Annotated in this window: 16 protein-coding genes and 1 other annotated feature; of the genes, 14 read left to right on the forward strand and 2 right to left on the reverse strand. The window is 56.7% G+C overall.

All coding sequences use genetic code 11. The features are described 5' to 3' along the window. Nucleotides 1-33 precede the first annotated feature (33 nt). From C4N24_RS00565 to tyrS, 14 genes are all read left to right on the forward strand, one after another. Nucleotides 34-657 (forward strand): SpoIIIAH-like family protein, encoded by a 624-nt coding sequence (locus tag C4N24_RS00565; RefSeq protein ID WP_112089874.1) that lies wholly within the window; start codon nucleotides 34-36, stop codon nucleotides 655-657. Between the two features lie 274 nt (nucleotides 658-931). Then, nucleotides 932-1306 (forward strand): Asp23/Gls24 family envelope stress response protein, encoded by a 375-nt coding sequence (locus tag C4N24_RS00570; protein WP_112089875.1) that lies wholly within the window; start codon nucleotides 932-934, stop codon nucleotides 1304-1306. A gap of 83 nt (nucleotides 1307-1389) precedes the next feature. Continuing rightward, nucleotides 1390-1836: a transcription antitermination factor NusB gene (gene nusB / locus C4N24_RS00575; protein ID WP_112089876.1), complete on the forward strand. Its 447-nt coding sequence runs from the start codon at nucleotides 1390-1392 to the stop codon at nucleotides 1834-1836. Then, entirely contained in the window at nucleotides 1833-2774 is a 942-nt protein-coding gene (locus tag C4N24_RS00580) for a glycoprotease (protein ID WP_112089877.1), read from the forward strand. The genes nusB and C4N24_RS00580 overlap by 4 nt, the downstream gene beginning before the upstream one ends. Beyond that, nucleotides 2762-3985, forward strand: a complete 1224-nt coding sequence (xseA, locus tag C4N24_RS00585) for an exodeoxyribonuclease VII large subunit (protein ID WP_112089878.1) — start codon at nucleotides 2762-2764, stop codon at nucleotides 3983-3985. The genes C4N24_RS00580 and xseA overlap by 13 nt, the downstream gene beginning before the upstream one ends. Then, nucleotides 3963-4193, forward strand: a complete 231-nt coding sequence (xseB, locus tag C4N24_RS00590) for an exodeoxyribonuclease VII small subunit (protein WP_242983146.1) — start codon at nucleotides 3963-3965, stop codon at nucleotides 4191-4193. Before xseA ends, xseB begins: the two co-directional genes overlap by 23 nt. After that, on the forward strand, nucleotides 4193-5074 hold the full coding sequence (locus C4N24_RS00595; protein WP_112089880.1) for a polyprenyl synthetase family protein: 882 nt from the start codon (nucleotides 4193-4195) through the stop codon (nucleotides 5072-5074). The genes xseB and C4N24_RS00595 overlap by 1 nt, the downstream gene beginning before the upstream one ends. Before the next feature lie 18 nt (nucleotides 5075-5092). Beyond that, on the forward strand, nucleotides 5093-5560 hold the full coding sequence (locus tag C4N24_RS00600) for a divergent PAP2 family protein (RefSeq protein WP_112089881.1): 468 nt from the start codon (nucleotides 5093-5095) through the stop codon (nucleotides 5558-5560). 105 nt (nucleotides 5561-5665) lie between these two features. After that, entirely contained in the window at nucleotides 5666-7546 is a 1881-nt protein-coding gene (gene dxs / locus C4N24_RS00605) for a 1-deoxy-D-xylulose-5-phosphate synthase (protein ID WP_112089882.1), read from the forward strand. Further along, nucleotides 7543-8346 (forward strand): TlyA family RNA methyltransferase, encoded by an 804-nt coding sequence (locus tag C4N24_RS00610; protein WP_112089883.1) that lies wholly within the window; start codon nucleotides 7543-7545, stop codon nucleotides 8344-8346. The genes dxs and C4N24_RS00610 overlap by 4 nt, the downstream gene beginning before the upstream one ends. Before the next feature lie 30 nt (nucleotides 8347-8376). Beyond that, nucleotides 8377-9228 (forward strand): NAD(+)/NADH kinase, encoded by an 852-nt coding sequence (locus C4N24_RS00615; RefSeq protein WP_112089884.1) that lies wholly within the window; start codon nucleotides 8377-8379, stop codon nucleotides 9226-9228. Between the two features lie 21 nt (nucleotides 9229-9249). Next, nucleotides 9250-9738 (forward strand): arginine repressor, encoded by a 489-nt coding sequence (locus tag C4N24_RS00620; RefSeq protein WP_112089885.1) that lies wholly within the window; start codon nucleotides 9250-9252, stop codon nucleotides 9736-9738. A gap of 18 nt (nucleotides 9739-9756) precedes the next feature. Then, complete coding sequence (recN, locus tag C4N24_RS00625; protein ID WP_112089886.1) at nucleotides 9757-11427, forward strand: DNA repair protein RecN; 1671 nt, start codon at nucleotides 9757-9759, stop codon at nucleotides 11425-11427. A 73-nt stretch (nucleotides 11428-11500) separates the two neighbouring features. Beyond that, nucleotides 11501-11755: a binding site (T-box leader), on the forward strand. 63 nt (nucleotides 11756-11818) lie between these two features. Further along, the gene (gene tyrS, locus C4N24_RS00630) at nucleotides 11819-13039 is read left to right on the forward strand and encodes a tyrosine--tRNA ligase (protein WP_112089887.1); all 1221 of its coding nucleotides are present in this window, start codon (nucleotides 11819-11821) and stop codon (nucleotides 13037-13039) included. A gap of 134 nt (nucleotides 13040-13173) precedes the next feature. Here the strand turns inward: tyrS and C4N24_RS00635 are convergent, their stop codons facing one another. Further along, nucleotides 13174-13641, reverse strand: coding sequence for an ACT domain-containing protein (locus C4N24_RS00635; RefSeq protein ID WP_112089888.1), 468 nt, complete (start codon nucleotides 13639-13641; stop codon nucleotides 13174-13176). Between the two features lie 55 nt (nucleotides 13642-13696). Beyond that, nucleotides 13697-14989, reverse strand: coding sequence for a CapA family protein (locus tag C4N24_RS00640; protein WP_112089889.1), 1293 nt, complete (start codon nucleotides 14987-14989; stop codon nucleotides 13697-13699). Nucleotides 14990-14994 lie beyond the last annotated feature (5 nt).

Below are 14994 nucleotides of genomic sequence, written 5' to 3' on the forward strand. Positions count from 1 at the left end.
GTTTTACCGAAAACCCAAAGGAGGAAGCGTTTTATGAGAGCACTTTCCAGAAACACCCGCAGGGTCACCGCCCTGACACTGGCGGCGGCACTGGTCATTGCCGTCTACTTAAACTGGCAGTATGCCCGGGCGGACATCACCCCGCAGACAGAGGACGACACCCTCATGGTCTCGGCAGAGCCGGTGGAAGCAGATGCCGAGACCACCATCACGGATGCGCTGCCCACAGAAGCAGAAGCGGCCTCCGGTGCCAGCAAAAACTACGGCGAAGCACAGCTTGTCAGCGTTGCAAACGACAGCGGCACCCGCTTTTTTGAACAGGCCCGTCTCAAGCGGGAAAAGGCACACGATGAAGCCATGGACACCCTGCAAAAGAGTCTGAAGTCCTCCTCCCTGACAGCGGAGGAGAAAAAGGAGTACACCGCACAAATGGCGGCAGGGCTGGAAGATCTGAACGCAGAAAATGAGATCGAGACACTGGTGCGCGCCAAGGGCTTTGCGGACTGCCTGTGCTTTTTACAAGCAGGGAGGGCAGACCTGACCGTGATGACGGCAGGCGAGCCGCTTACGGCGGCACAGGTGGCGCAGATCCGGGATGTAGTGATGAACAAAAGCAGTGTGACCGCCCAGAATATCACGGTGGTGGAGGTAAAGTAATCGCACTCTATTTATGCGGACACCCCGGCGGCGCAGGTGCAGTTTTTCTTGCAGGCAGAAAGCTGTATGCGCTGCCGGGATGCCATTCCGTGCTGATTTCCATCTTCTTTTCCAAACAAGTATTGAAATTGCCCCCGCATTGATGGTATAATAACTCTATCAAAAATGAATGCTGCGTGCCTTTATGCACCGCACAAGGGCGCGTTTGAACACAAAAGGCGGGCACGGCAGACCGGTTCCAACAATTTGAGACCGCCGCCGGAGCAGCCTTTGGATGGAGGACAGCACAATGGATTTACAGAACATGGATCTTCAGGGCGGCAGCCTTCAGATTTCGACCGAGGTCGTGGGTAAGATCGCCCGCTGCGCCGCACTGGAAGTGGATGGCGTTGCCGAGGTATCCTGCGGCGTGCAGAACAAAAAGCTGAAAAGCCTGCTGGAATCTGCCAGCATCCAGCCGCCTGTGGTGGTGGAGATGCGGGACGGCACAGCCAGCATCACCCTGCACCTGATGATGCAGTTCGGCGCACGGATCCCCTCTGTGGCTGAAAAGGTACAGGAGAACGTCAAGTCTGCTGTACAGAACATGACCAATGTGACGGTCAGCCGCGTGGATCTGGTCATTGCAGGCCTTACCGAAGCGCAGTAACAAATTCAGCAAAAAATCATATCAGAAACGATCCTCCTCCCGGCACGCCCGGCGGGGAGGGTTTGTATTGCGAAAGGAACATTATGGAAAATATTCTGCCCCGTAGAGAAGCCCGTGAAAACGCCTTTTTGCTGGCGTTTTCGCAGACCTTTGGTGACATTCCTCTTGCCGAGGCACTGTCCAACCATGCCGAGAACGATGAAGAACATCCTGTGGATGCATTCAGCCGTCTGCTGCTGAATGCCTACTATGATCATTCCGCAGAGGTGGATGACGAGATCCGTGCCCATCTGCGTAACTGGACCATGGAGCGTCTGCCCCGCGTCAGCCTGACCGTGCTGCGTCTGGCTGTGGCCGAGATGCTGTTCGGCGGCGAGAACAAGCCCGGCGTTGCCATCAATGAGGCTGTGGAGCTGACCAAGAAGTACGGCGCGGGCGAGGACTACCAGTTTGTGAATGGCCTGCTGGGTACTGTGGCACGCGACCATGGTCTGAGTGATGAAGCCGTCGCGGAGTCGGCTGAACAGTGAGCCGTTATACGCTCGGGGTCGATACAAGCAACTATGCAACCTCTCTGGCAGTTTTTGATACAGCCGGGGAGGTTGTTTGCGCAAAAAAGCGCTTTTTGCCGGTAAAAGCCGGACAGCTTGGCCTGCGGCAGAGCGATGCACTGTTCCATCATACGGCGGCTCTGCCGGAGATGCTGCAGGAATTGGCGCAGGAATTCGACCTGACAAAAATAGATGCCGTAGGCGTTTCGCAAAAGCCACGCCCGGTGGAGGGCAGCTATATGCCCTGTTTTCTGGCTGGTGTCAGCGCCGCAACTGCCTTTGCGGCGGCGCGGGACATTCCGCTGATCTACACCACCCATCAGCAGGGACACGCTGCGGCGGCGCTGTATGCCGCAAAGGGCGAGGCGCTGTTCTCCCAGAAGGTGCTGTTGTTCCATATCTCCGGCGGCACCACGGATCTTTTGCTGTGCGATCAGGTGCGTACCATCACCACCCTTGGCACCAGTACCGATCTGTACGCCGGTCAGGCGGTGGACCGCGTAGGCGTACGACTGGGCTTTGGCTTCCCCGCAGGTGCCGAGGTCTCGCGCCTTGCTGCGCAGTGCACCGAGGAGATCCGCCCAAAATCCAGCGTAAAGGGGCTGCAATGCAGCCTTTCCGGGCTGGAAAACCAATGCAACGCCCTGCTTGCGGCCGGAAAAGCACCGGAATACGTCTGCAAGTACTGCCTGCTCTGCGTAGCGGATACTGTTGCCCGCATGACGAAGGCTGCGCAGAAGGAATACCCCGGCTTGCCGGTGGTCTGTGCCGGCGGCGTGATGAGCAGCGATATCATCCGCACATGGGTGCAGCAGCGTCTGCCGCAGGTCTATTTTGTGCCGGGGCAGTATTCCAGCGATAACGCCATCGGCGTATCCATTCTTGCTGCGCGGGAGGCCGGGCTATGGCTGATGTGATCTCGGTATCAGAGCTGAACCATTATGTCAAAACGCTTCTGGACGTCAACGACGGTCTGTTTGATCTTGCCCTGCGCGGCGAGATCGCAAACTTTGTGCAGAACGCCCGCAGCGGACACTGTTATTTTTCTCTGCGGGACGAAGCCTGCAGCGTAAAAGCAGTGATGTTTCGCACCGATGCCCGCCGTATGGCGTTTCGCCCAGAGGAAGGGATGCGGGTGGTGGTGCGCTGCCGTGCTACCCTTTACGAGAGGGACGGCGCGTTTCAGGTCTATGTGAACGAAATGTTCCCGGACGGTCTGGGCGCGGCACAGCTTGCGCTGGAACAGCTGAAGGCTCGGTTGGAAAAGGAAGGTCTGTTCGACCCCGCACATAAAAAGCCGCTGCCTGCGTACCCCAAATGTATTGGTGTCGTCACCAGTAAAACCGGGGCGGCGCTGCAGGATATCCGCAACGTGATCAGCCGCCGCTGGCCGTCTGTCCGGCTGCTGCTGTGCCCGGTAACGGTGCAGGGCTTTGAAGCCGCCCGGCAGATCGCTGCCGCCATCCACACACTGGATCAGAGCGGGCGGGTGGACGAGATCATTGTGGCACGGGGCGGCGGCAGCAGGGAGGACCTGTGGGTGTTCAACGCTGAGGAGATCGCCCGGGCGGCGTTTCGCTGCAAAACGCCGCTGATCAGCGCTGTCGGACACGAGATCGACTACACTCTTCTGGACTTCGTGGCCGACCAGCGTGCACCCACACCGTCCGCTGCCGCAGAGCTTGCAGTGCCGGATCGGGAAGAGCAACAGCGCATTTTAAAAAATATTGAAGAAAATATTCACAAAAATATACAAAAACGGCTCGCGTTGTGTTATAATGGTCTGGAACAATACAACTTTTTGTTGGAGCAGAACGCGCCGGATAAAATCTTACAGCAGTATTCAAGCCGTCTACAGCAGATGCAACAGGCCATTCAGACGCGGCAAAAAGTGCGTATGAATGATAAAAACGTGCAGCTGCAGCACGCGGCTGCACTGGCGTCATCACTGGATCCGTACCGTGTGCTGGCTCGCGGCTATGCTCTGGTGACCGATGCAAAAGGCAAGGTCTGCACCATGGAGCAGCTGCAGCCGGAGCAGACCATCTGCGTGCGCAGCCGGCAATATCAGGCACGATGCCGTGTAGAAACGGTGGAGGAGATCAATGAGAGCACCCAAAAGCTTTGAAGAAGGAATGGATCGGCTGAACGCGATCCTTGCGCAGATGCAGCAGGAGGATACCTCGCTGGCAGATTCCGTCAAGCTGTATGCGGAAGCTGCCACCCTGATGCAGTACTGCCACGCGACACTGGAAAAAACGTCGCTGCAGATCGAGGAGATCAATGCAAGGCTCGCACAGACCGTAGAAGCACCACAGGAGCAGGAGGAAGAATAATGGAATACAAGGCGCAATATCAGGAATATCTGCTGCAGGCTACGGCTGCACTGGATGCTGCCAGTGCCCGTTTTCTGCCCGAGGAATCGGAGGTGTGCAGAGCAGCCCGCTATAGTCTGCTGGGCGGCGGAAAGCGCATCCGCGCAATTCTGACGCTCAGCGTCTGCGATATGCTGGGCGGCGAGATGCAGGCAGCTGCACAGTTTGCAGCAGCCGTGGAGATGCTGCATTGCTACTCGCTGATCCACGACGATCTGCCCTGCATGGACAATGATGATCTGCGCAGGGGACGCCCTTCCTGCCACAAAGCCTTCAGCGAGTCAACGGCAATGCTTGCCGGTGATGTGCTGCTGACCGAGGCCTTTGAGGTGATCGCCAATGCGCCCGCTGCACCGCAGATCTGCGTAGCAGCCGCCCGTGCGCTGGGCGCAGGTGCCGGCAGCCGCGGCATGGTCTACGGACAGGAGCTGGATCTGAAATATGAAGCGCTGGCAGCCACCGAGGAACAGCTGCGCCTTATCCATCGCAACAAGACCGGTGCGCTGATCAACGCCGCCGTCCAGATGGGCGCTGCTGCGGCCGGTGCAGCACCGCAGCAGTGTGAGATACTGGCATCCTACGCATACGGGCTGGGACTGGTGTTCCAGATCGTGGACGATGTGCTGGATGTTACCAGCACTCCAGAGCAGCTGGGCAAGCCCATTGGCAGCGACAGTGAAAACGGTAAGACCACCTTTGTCACTCTGTACGGAGTGGACGGTGCAATGGCGCTGGCGCAAAAGCTGAACGAGCAGATCTGTAGTGATCTGCAGCAGCATTTTGGTGCAAAGGCGGCTTTCCTGCAGCAGCTGGCACAGCAGCTTCTGGTGCGCAAAAACTAAAGAAAAAGGAATACGGATATGCAGCTTATTCAAAACATCTTATTGGTCAATCAGATCTTGACCGCATCGCTTCTCAGTTGGTTCGTTGCACAGGTATTAAAGACGATCATCAACTTTATTCTGCTGGGCAAGTTTCAGCTGGAGCGGATGTGGGGCGATGGCGGTATGCCCAGCGCACACAGTGCGACCGTCTGTGCTATGGCCATTGTTACCGGGCGCAGCGCCGGGGTCTCCTCGCCCATTTTTGCGGTGGCCTGCGTGGTGGCTATTATCACCATGCACGATGCTATGGGCGTCCGGCACGAGACTGGCGAGCAGGCAAAGGTGCTGAACCAGATGATCGCCCAGTGGATCGATGTGAGCGAGAAAAACGCTCCCTTTTTGCAGAATATGCATCTGAAGGAAATGGTCGGCCACACGCCGCTGCAGGTCGTGGCAGGCGTGCTGCTCGGCTCGCTGGTGGGCTTTTTGTTCCCAGTTGTGTGATGAAATGCGGCCTTCTGCAGAAGCTGCTTTGTATTTGAGACAGAGCAGCGCAGAATGGCTGCGGTAGAAAAAGCGAAAGAACAAACGCATAAAGGACGTGTGAATATGGAATCGTTGCTGGACAAGATCGATCAGCCCAGCGATCTTAAAAAGCTGAATGCACAGCAGGTGGAGAAGCTTTGCGCGGAGATACGGCATTTTATGCTGGAGAATATCTCCAAGACCGGTGGACATCTGGCCTCTAATCTTGGCACTGTAGAGCTGACCGTGGCACTGCACCGAGTGCTGGAAACGCCGAAGGATAAGATCGTATTTGATGTGGGACATCAGTGCTACACCCACAAGCTGCTTACCGGACGCCGGAAGCAGTTTGACCATTTGCGGCAGCTGGATGGCATTTCCGGCTTCCCAAACCCCAACGAAAGTGTGCACGATGCCTTTATTGCCGGACATGGCAATACAGCACTTTCGCTGGCCATTGGCATGGCATGGGCAAAAAAGATCAAGCATGAGCCCGGACTTGTGGTGGCACTGATTGGTGATGGCGCCTTTACCGGCGGCATGGTGTACGAGGGCATGAACAACATCGGCGGGCTGGACAATCTGCTTGTGATCCTGAATGATAACAAGATGTCCATCTCCAAAAATGTAGGTGCGCTGGCGCGGTATTTGACCCATCTGCGCACGACTACGGCATATTACGATGCCAAGGACAATGTGCGCAGCTTTCTGGACGGTGTGCCATTGATCGGCCCGCCGATGAAAAAATCGCTGATGGGCGCAAAAACACTGGTGCGCCGCGCTATGTACCACTCCACCATGTTTGAGGATATGGGCTTTGAGTACATCGGCCCGGTAGACGGCCATAATGTGGAAGAGCTGGAGCGCACTCTGCGCTCGATCTACCAGCGGCCGGGTCCGCACTTTTTGCACGTTGTGACCAAAAAGGGCAAGGGCTATCAGCCGGCAGAGATGAATCCGGGCAACTATCACGGTGTATCTGCCTTTGACCCGGATGGAATGCCGGACCCGGAGGTTGCGCCGAAGGAGTCCTTCTCCACAGTTTTCGGTAAGCTGCTGGTGCAGGAGGGAACACAAAACCCGAAGCTCTGTGCGATCACTGCTGCCATGAAGTACGGCACCGGACTGCAGTTCTTTGCCCACCGCCACCCGCAGCGCTTTTTTGATGTAGGTATGGCAGAGCAGCACGCTGTTACTTTTGCGGCGGGCCTTGCCAGTCAGGGAATGCTGCCGGTGGTGTGCATCTACTCCACCTTCCTGCAGCGCTCCTATGACCAGATCATCCATGATGTCAATCTGCTAAAGGAAAATGTGCTCTTTGCCATTGACCGTGCGGGCTTTGTTCCCGCAGACGGCGAGACCCATCAGGGCATCTACGATGCAGCCTTCCTCAGCCAGCTTAACATCCCGGTCTATGCGCCTTCCAACTACGAAGAACTGCAATACTGGCTGCACTATCTGCTGCAGGATACGATCTCCGGCCCTCGTGCCATCCGCTACCCCCGCGGCGGCGAGAACACAAAGCTGGCGCAGTATCCCTGCACAAAGCAGGAGTACGACTTTTTGCAGCAGCTACCCGGGGCAGAGATCCTTCTGGTCAGCTATGCAGACGAGCTGGAGGATCTGTTGGATGCTGCCGACCAATTGAACGCTGCATCGCAAAATGCGGATGTTCTAAAACTTGTAAAGTTATATCCCTTTACAGGTAAACTTATCGATGCTGTGTCGAAATATAAAATCGTGCTGTTTGCAGAGGAGTGCGTTGCTGCCGGCGGGATCGGTGAGCATCTGGCTTACGCTTTGCAGCAAAACGGCTGGAATGGCCGCTTTTTGCACTGTGCTGTCCGCACAGCCTGCCTGCCCCATGCAACCGTCCCGCAGATCAAGCAATGCACCGGTCTGGATGCTGCGGATATTGTGCAGGCAGTCCGGGCTGCCCTCACGAAAGGAGAAAACGAGCTGTGAAAATTCGGTTGGATCAATATCTTGTGCAGAACGGACTTGTGCAGAGCCGGGAGCGCGCCAAAGCTTTGATCATGGCCGGTGTGGTTTTTGTCAACCAGCAAAAAGTGGACAAGGCCGGCGAGATGATCAAGGAGGACGCAGTTGTCGAGGTGCGCGGCCACGATATCGGCTATGTCAGCCGCGGCGGCCTGAAGCTGGAAAAGGCTATGAAGTGCTTCCCGCTTACCCCTGACGGCAAAGTGTGCATGGACATCGGTGCGTCCACCGGCGGCTTTACCGACTGTATGCTGCAAAATGGCGCAGTGAAGGTGTATGCCGTGGATGTTGGCTACGGTCAGCTGGCATGGAGCCTGCGGACGGATGAACGCGTGGTAAACATGGAACGCACGAACATCCGCTATGTCACGCCGGAGGATCTGGCAGAGCCCATTGAGTTTTTCAGTGTGGATGTTTCCTTTATTTCTCTGCATCACATCTTCCCGGTGGCGCAGCGCATCACCACCCCGGACGCTATGGGCGTCTGTCTGGTGAAGCCGCAGTTTGAGGCAGGCCGCGAGAAGGTGGGCAAAAATGGTGTGGTACGCGACCCCGCGGTGCATCGTGAGGTACTGCACAATGCCATGTCTTATGCTGCAGAAAACGGCTTTGTGGTGCGCGGGCTGGATTACAGCCCGGTCAAGGGGCCGGAGGGGAATATCGAGTACCTGATGTTTGTGCAGAAGAGCGATCAGCCCGCAGTGCTGGATGATGAAGCTGCCGCACAGGTGGTGGCGGCAAGCCATACCACACTGGATCGCTGAGGCTCAGCCATCAGCAAAGGAGAAGCCGGTATGACGATCTACATTTCGCCCAATCCGGGCAAGACCTCCGCAAGCGAGATCGCGCTGCGTGCGGCGCAGATCCTGCTGACCCACGGTGCCGCTGTGCTGATGAGCGATGCTCTGCGGGAAAGCTGCAGCACGGCAGGGGTCGTTTATCTGCCGCTGGAGCAGTGTCTGGAACGCACGGATGTGATCCTGACCATCGGCGGGGATGGCACCATCCTGCACGAAGCAAATCTTTCGCTCCGGTACGCAAAGCCCATCCTCGGCATCAATCTGGGACGCTGCGGTTTTTTGGCCACCTGCGAGATCGGCGAAATGGAAACAAAGCTGGCCGCCGTGGCACGTGGCGCGTTTCAGCTGGACAACCGGATGCTTTTATATGCCCGGGTGCTTGGTCAGGATGGCTGGGAAGGTCATGCCCTCAACGATGTAGTTGTGACCAAGGGGCGCTTGCAGCAGGCCATCGACTTCAGCATTTACTGCGATGATATTCTGGTAGAGCACTACCGGGGCGATGGTGTCATTGTGGCGACCCCCACCGGCTCTACGGCCTACTCGCTGGCAGCCGGCGGCCCGATTCTGGACTCGCAGACCAAGGGCGTTGTAGTGACCCCTATCTGCCCTCACAGTCTGGCCAGTCCGGCCATGGTGTTTGCGCAGGAGCGCAAGCTGAATGTCTGTGTGGGACAGGTGGCAGATGATGAAGTGTTTATCAGCTGTGACGGTGGTGTGGGCTATCCCCTCAAGGCGGGTGCCACCGCAGAGATCCGCCTGTCTGATCAGAACGTCAAGCTTATCACTTTTGGGCGGGCAGACCAGTTTCAGGCCATTGACCAGAAACTGCGTAAAAGACAATAACACGGGAGGCGATTTTTTAAGATGGCACGCAACCGCAAAGAAGATACAAAAACAAAAGCGGAACGCTTGCAGACGATCCTGCGTCTGGTGCAGGAGCATCCCATCAGCCGACAGGAGGTGCTGCTGGAGCACCTGCGGAACGAGGGCTTTGAGGTGACGCAGGCCACCGTTTCCCGCGATATCCGGGAGCTGTGCCTTGTAAAGGCAGCTACTACTGAGGGCTATCGCTATGTTTCCAGCCGGAACGAAAGCTTCAACCCCAAGACCCAAGGGCGCTTTGAGACCATCTTCCACGAGTCTGTTCTGGAGGTGGATTATGCCGGGCACGTTGTGCTGGTAAAATGCTATTCCGGCATGGCCAATGCCGCCTGCGAGGTTTTTGACGCTTTGCAGTGGAAAAACGTTGTTGGCACCCTTTCCGGTGATGACACCTTTTTAATCGTTGCGCGCTCTGAGCGCGATGCCAAGACCATTTGTTCGGAGCTGACCCGTTATGTGGGACAGAGATGACGGTAGGAGAACGAAGCCATGCTGAGCAGCCTGCAAATTGAAAATGTTGCCGTGATCCAGAAGGCAGAGGTGCACTTTGAACCGGGGCTGAACGTACTGACCGGCGAGACCGGTGCGGGCAAATCCATCCTGATCGATTCCATCAATGCGATCCTTGGCAACCGCACCTCTAAAGACTTGGTGCGTACCGGGGCTTCAAAGGCGGTGATCCGCGCCGCCTTTGAACAGGTGCCGTCTGCTGTGCTGGATAAGCTGGAGCAGTCCGGCTACGAGCGCTCCGAAGCACTGCTGCTCAGCCGCGAGATCACCGCTGAGGGTAAAAGCAGCTGCCGCATCAACGGAATGCCGGCTACGGCAGCTGTTCTGCGGGATCTGTGCGGCGGTCTGATCAACATCAACGGTCAGCACGATTCCGTAGGTCTGCTCAATCCGGCGCACCATCTGGGGATTCTGGATGATTATGCGCAGAATCGCACTGTTTTTCAGGAGTACTATACCTTGTACCGGAAACTGGTGCAGGTCAAGCGGGAGCTGGATGCTCTGATCACCGACGAAGCTGAAAAGCAGCGCAAGATCGATCTGCTGCAATATCAGGTGCAGGAAATTGAGGATGCCGGACTGACTGCCGGTGAGGAGCAGACGCTGGAAAACCGCCGGAAGGTGCTGTCCAATGCATCTGCCATCCGGGATCGTCTGGCACAAAGCTATGCGCTGCTATCCGGTAGTGATGACGCTGCAGGTGCGGTGGATCTGCTGGGGGAAACCTCTAACGCAATGGATGCCGCTGCGCAGTTGGACCCTGCGCTTACAGCCGCCGCTGGGCAGCTGCTGGACTTATATTATAATACCAAGGACGTGGCCGCAGATCTGATCGGGCGGCTGGATGCCTACGACACCAACGATGCAGAGCTGGACGAGGTGGAGCAGCGGCTGGATCTTTTGTACCGGCTGAAGCGCAAGTACGGCAGCACGGTGGAGGACGTGATCGCTTTCGGGCAGAAGGCCCGGGAGGATCTGGATAGCATCCAGCATTCCCAGCAGCGCTATGATGCCTTGCAGGCAGAAAAATTGCGTCTTTACGCAAAAGCGCGGGAAAAAGCAGAGGTGCTGACCCAGACCCGGCTGAAAGCCTTTGAGGAATTGAACACCCGCATTTCCGGCACGCTGGACTTTTTGAATATGCCGGGCGTGCGCATGACCTTGCGGCACACCCGCGGTCCGCTGGCCAGCCACGGGCAGGACAGCGTTGAATTCTACATCTCAACAAACCCCGGGGAAGCGCCTAAGCCGCTGGCTAAAATCGCGTCCGGCGGCGAGCTGAGCCGTATCACCCTTGCCATCAAGAACGCAATGGCCGATAAGGACGCTGTGCCAACCGTGATCTATGATGAGATCGACAGCGGCGTGTCCGGCAAGGCGGCGGGACGCATCGGTGAGGTGCTGCGCCAGAGCGCACAGGGACATCAGATCCTGTGCATCACCCATACGGCGCAAATCGCAGCACTGGCCGATTGTCATCTGCTCATCCAGAAAAACGTGTCCAACGAGCGCACCTATACCGAAATCCATCCGCTGGACGAAAATGGCCGCGTAGAAGCCTTGGCGCGTCTCATCTCTGGCGACCATGTCACCGAACTTTCCCGCGCCAATGCACGGGAAATGCTGCAGGAGCGCAAGCACAGCGGTTGATTCATAGGAATGCATTTATGCAGAAAAAGACAGCTCTTGACAAGGCGGCGGTCTTGTGATAGAGTAGACACTGTTAATGGCGATGAAGGGAACAAGTACCCTGAAGCGTTCTGTCCAGAGAAGTCCCGGTTGGTGCAAGGGATCACAGAACAGCAGGGGAAATACCTCCCGGAGCTGCAGGCTGAATGCGTAAGGCTAGTAGGCTGTGCCGCGTGCGAGCGTTAAAGACGCAGGAGTGTCACTCTACTCTGGGGTGTGCACTCGTAAGGCCGTTTCTGTGAGGAAACGGCAAACAGAGGTGGTACCGCGAAGTTATCTCGCCCTCTGCCAAATTTATTTTTGGCAGAGGGCGTTTTTGTTTCCTCTGCCCCAAAAACAGGAGGTTTTTCCCATGACGCTGTACGAAGAACTGAAAGCTCGTGGTCTGGTAGCGCAGATCACCGATGAGGAGATCATCGACCTGATTAACAATGGCAAGGCTACCTTTTACATCGGCTTTGACTGCACTGCCGACAGTCTGACCGCCGGCCATTTTCTGGCACTGACCCTGATGAAGCGTCTGCAGCTGGCAGGCAACAAGCCCATCGCCCTGATTGGCGGCGGCACTACCATGATCGGTGACCCCTCCGGCCGCACCGATATGCGCAAGATGCTGACCAAGGACGATATCGCCCACAATGCCGCCTGCTTTAAAAAGCAGATGGAGAAGTTCATTGATTTCTCCGAAGGCAAGGCGCTGATGCTGAACAACGCCGACTGGCTGCTGGATCTGAACTACGTTGAGCTGCTGCGCGAGGTGGGTGCCTGCTTCTCCGTGAACAATATGCTGCGCGCCGAATGCTACAAGCAGCGCATGGAGAAGGGTCTGTCCTTCTTAGAGTTCAACTACATGATCATGCAGAGCTACGACTTCTACTATATGTTCCAGCACTACGGCTGCAATATGCAGTTCGGCGGCGATGACCAGTGGAGTAATATGCTGGGCGGCACTGAGCTGATCCGCCGCAAGCTGGGCAAGGATGCCTACGCCATGACTGTGACCCTGCTGACCGACTCTCAGGGCAAGAAGATGGGCAAGACCGCCGGCAACGCTGTCTGGCTGGATCCCAACAAGACCAGTCCCTTCGAGTTCTACCAGTACTGGCGCAACGTGGGCGATGCCGATGTGATGAAGTGCATTCGGATGCTCACCTTCCTGCCGCTGGAGCAGATCGAAGAGATGAGCACTTGGCAGGATCAGCGCCTGAACGAAGCCAAGGAGATCCTTGCTTACGAGATGACCAGCATGGTGCATGGCAAGGAGGAGGCCGAAAAGGCTCAGAATGCTGCCCGTGCACTGTTCAGCGGCAACGCGATGGATACCGAGCATATGCCCAGCACCCAGCTGACCGAGACTGACCTGACGGACGGCGCTATCGGCATCCTGACCCTGATGGTCAAGGCCGGTCTGGCTACTTCCAACGGCGAAGCACGCCGTCTGGTGGTGCAGGGCGGTGTGCTGGCAGACGGCGAAAAGGTCGCTGCTCCCACTGTCAGCTTTACCGCAGAGCAGCTGGCCAAGGGTATCGTGATCAAGAAGGGTAAAAAGATCTACCACAAGGTAACGCTGTAAAAAAGCATTATTAAAAATGGTCCAGAAACGTCTGTAGGCGTTTCTGGACCATTTTTTACATTTTAGCGCGTAACAGCCGCTGATGGCCTGCAAATCGAACCGGAAACGCAACTGCCCCCTCCGGCCTATTGCTGTTACAGCTCGTACGCCTTTTTCAGTGCTTCATAGGCAGCATCTTCGTTTTCAGCGTGGACGAGCAGAGAGATATCCAGATCGCTGGTGGTGATCAGCAATACCTCGATACCAGCCATAGCCAGTGCGTTCAGCGCCCGCGCAGCCACGCCGCAGCTGGTGACCATATCCTCGCCGAACAGATTCAGCTTGGAGTAGCCCACGCTGATCAGAGGAGAAGCCTTGGCGTCCTTATCCAGATTTGCCGCCGAGATCGCCTTCATCACCAGCGGCAGATCGCTGCTGGATGCGGTAAAGCTGAAATCAATGGTAGTGCCATGTGGGGCGCTTTGGCTGATCATGTCCACCACCACGCCGGTCTCTGCAAAGATATCCAGATAGCGGGACAGACTGTTGCCACGGAACGCTACGTCCTGCACGCTGATCATCATCAGGTCAGTCTCGATATTGATCTTCGATACTCCGTACATAAAAAGTCCTCCGTTCTGCCCGAGTTGCCGGACAACGCTCAATCATTTCACATTTTTATGTAAGTGCTAAAAAGGATGCGCTGATATTATTTTGCGCGATTTTTTGTATCCTGTCAAGGCTGAAATCAGAATAATTTGCCCGCACACCATGCGCTGCCGCCAATTCCTGCGTGTAATCGCGCAAAAGATAGGTGCGCACATTGGCTTTTCCTGCATCGTAATGTGTCACGGTGGGGTGCAGCTGCGGCGCAAGCACTTCACATTGCACTGAGTCGTTCGGCTGTGTGGTCTTTTGCAGCTGCAAGGTCAGGATAGCGCCCACCAGCTGATCCGGGCGGCTCTGAGTGCTGAGAAAATTGCCCAGCGAGTAGGCCACAAAACTCCGCCGCCCATCTGCTGCGGTAAGCCACTGGGCATCCTGCAGCACATGAGGGTGAGTGCCCACAATGACATCCGCACCCCAGTCTGCCAGCTGTTGCGCCAGTGTGCGCTGGCTGTCCACGATGGCGTGGCTATCCTCTACACCCCAGTGAACCCCAACCACTACAAAATCCGCCTGCTGGCGTGCCAAACGCACCTGCCGCTCGATCACATCGGTCTGGCTGGTGTAGATGATATTGGCCGTCATATTCTTGTTCTGGCGGATGCCGTTGGTGTGCTCGGTATAGGAGAGATACGCGATGGTGACGCCGTTGACGGTTTGCAGCGGGATGCGGTCATAGTCCTCTTCGCCGCGCCACAGACCGGTGGTGACAACATCCTCCGGCATGGACTCCCAGAACTGTAGAGTGGCGGCAATACCGGACGCGCCCTTGTCGTAGGTGTGGTTATTGGAAAGGCTGAACACCCGCACCCCGGCGCGGTACAGCGCCCGCGCACAGTCGCCGGGGGTGGAAAAGCTGGGGTAGGTGGAGGGTGCAAGGGTGTCGCTGCAAAGGGTCTCCTGATTGATCCAGTTCACATCCTGCTCAGCATAGAAAGGAGCGATATGCTCATAACAGTAATCAAAGCTGTACGTTCCATCTTCGCCTGCCCGGCGGGCGGCCTGATTATAAATGGGAGAGTGGATCAGGTTATCTCCTGCTGCGGAAAAGCGGATGGTCTCCACCACAGGCTGTGGTTCAGGTTCCGGCTCCGGTGCCGCAACAGATGAAGCAGGGGATAGCGTATCCTCCGGCGGCGCAATGCCGCCCACCGGTACATCTTCTCCCGGCAGTCTTGTCCAGATTCCCAGACACAGCGCTATCACGCTCACCGTAAGAACCGACAGCACCACCGCCCGGAGCGTTTGCTTTCGGCCGCGCTTACGGGCAGCCGGACGCCGCCGCTTTAAAGGCTCCTGCTTCATCGTTC

This window comes from Faecalibacterium prausnitzii (assembly GCF_003287405.1).
Taxonomy (GTDB): Bacteria; Bacillota; Clostridia; order Oscillospirales; family Ruminococcaceae; genus Faecalibacterium; species Faecalibacterium intestinale.

What these genes read in the sequence shown, in the direction of transcription:
- C4N24_RS00565 (WP_112089874.1), top strand. Translation starts at nt 34, where the DNA reads ATGAGAGCACTTTCCAGAAACACCCGCAGGGTCACCGCCCTGACACTG.
- C4N24_RS00570 (WP_112089875.1), top strand. Translation starts at nt 932, where the DNA reads ATGGAGGACAGCACAATGGATTTACAGAACATGGATCTTCAGGGCGGC.
- nusB (WP_112089876.1), top strand. Translation starts at nt 1,390, where the DNA reads ATGGAAAATATTCTGCCCCGTAGAGAAGCCCGTGAAAACGCCTTTTTG.
- xseA (WP_112089878.1), top strand. Translation starts at nt 2,762, where the DNA reads ATGGCTGATGTGATCTCGGTATCAGAGCTGAACCATTATGTCAAAACG.
- xseB (WP_242983146.1), top strand. Translation starts at nt 3,963, where the DNA reads ATGAGAGCACCCAAAAGCTTTGAAGAAGGAATGGATCGGCTGAACGCG.
- C4N24_RS00595 (WP_112089880.1), top strand. Translation starts at nt 4,193, where the DNA reads ATGGAATACAAGGCGCAATATCAGGAATATCTGCTGCAGGCTACGGCT.
- C4N24_RS00600 (WP_112089881.1), top strand. Translation starts at nt 5,093, where the DNA reads ATGCAGCTTATTCAAAACATCTTATTGGTCAATCAGATCTTGACCGCA.
- dxs (WP_112089882.1), top strand. Translation starts at nt 5,666, where the DNA reads ATGGAATCGTTGCTGGACAAGATCGATCAGCCCAGCGATCTTAAAAAG.
- C4N24_RS00615 (WP_112089884.1), top strand. Translation starts at nt 8,377, where the DNA reads ATGACGATCTACATTTCGCCCAATCCGGGCAAGACCTCCGCAAGCGAG.
- C4N24_RS00620 (WP_112089885.1), top strand. Translation starts at nt 9,250, where the DNA reads ATGGCACGCAACCGCAAAGAAGATACAAAAACAAAAGCGGAACGCTTG.
- recN (WP_112089886.1), top strand. Translation starts at nt 9,757, where the DNA reads ATGCTGAGCAGCCTGCAAATTGAAAATGTTGCCGTGATCCAGAAGGCA.
- tyrS (WP_112089887.1), top strand. Translation starts at nt 11,819, where the DNA reads ATGACGCTGTACGAAGAACTGAAAGCTCGTGGTCTGGTAGCGCAGATC.
- C4N24_RS00635 (WP_112089888.1), bottom strand. Translation starts at nt 13,641, where the DNA reads ATGTACGGAGTATCGAAGATCAATATCGAGACTGACCTGATGATGATC.
- C4N24_RS00640 (WP_112089889.1), bottom strand. Translation starts at nt 14,989, where the DNA reads ATGAAGCAGGAGCCTTTAAAGCGGCGGCGTCCGGCTGCCCGTAAGCGC.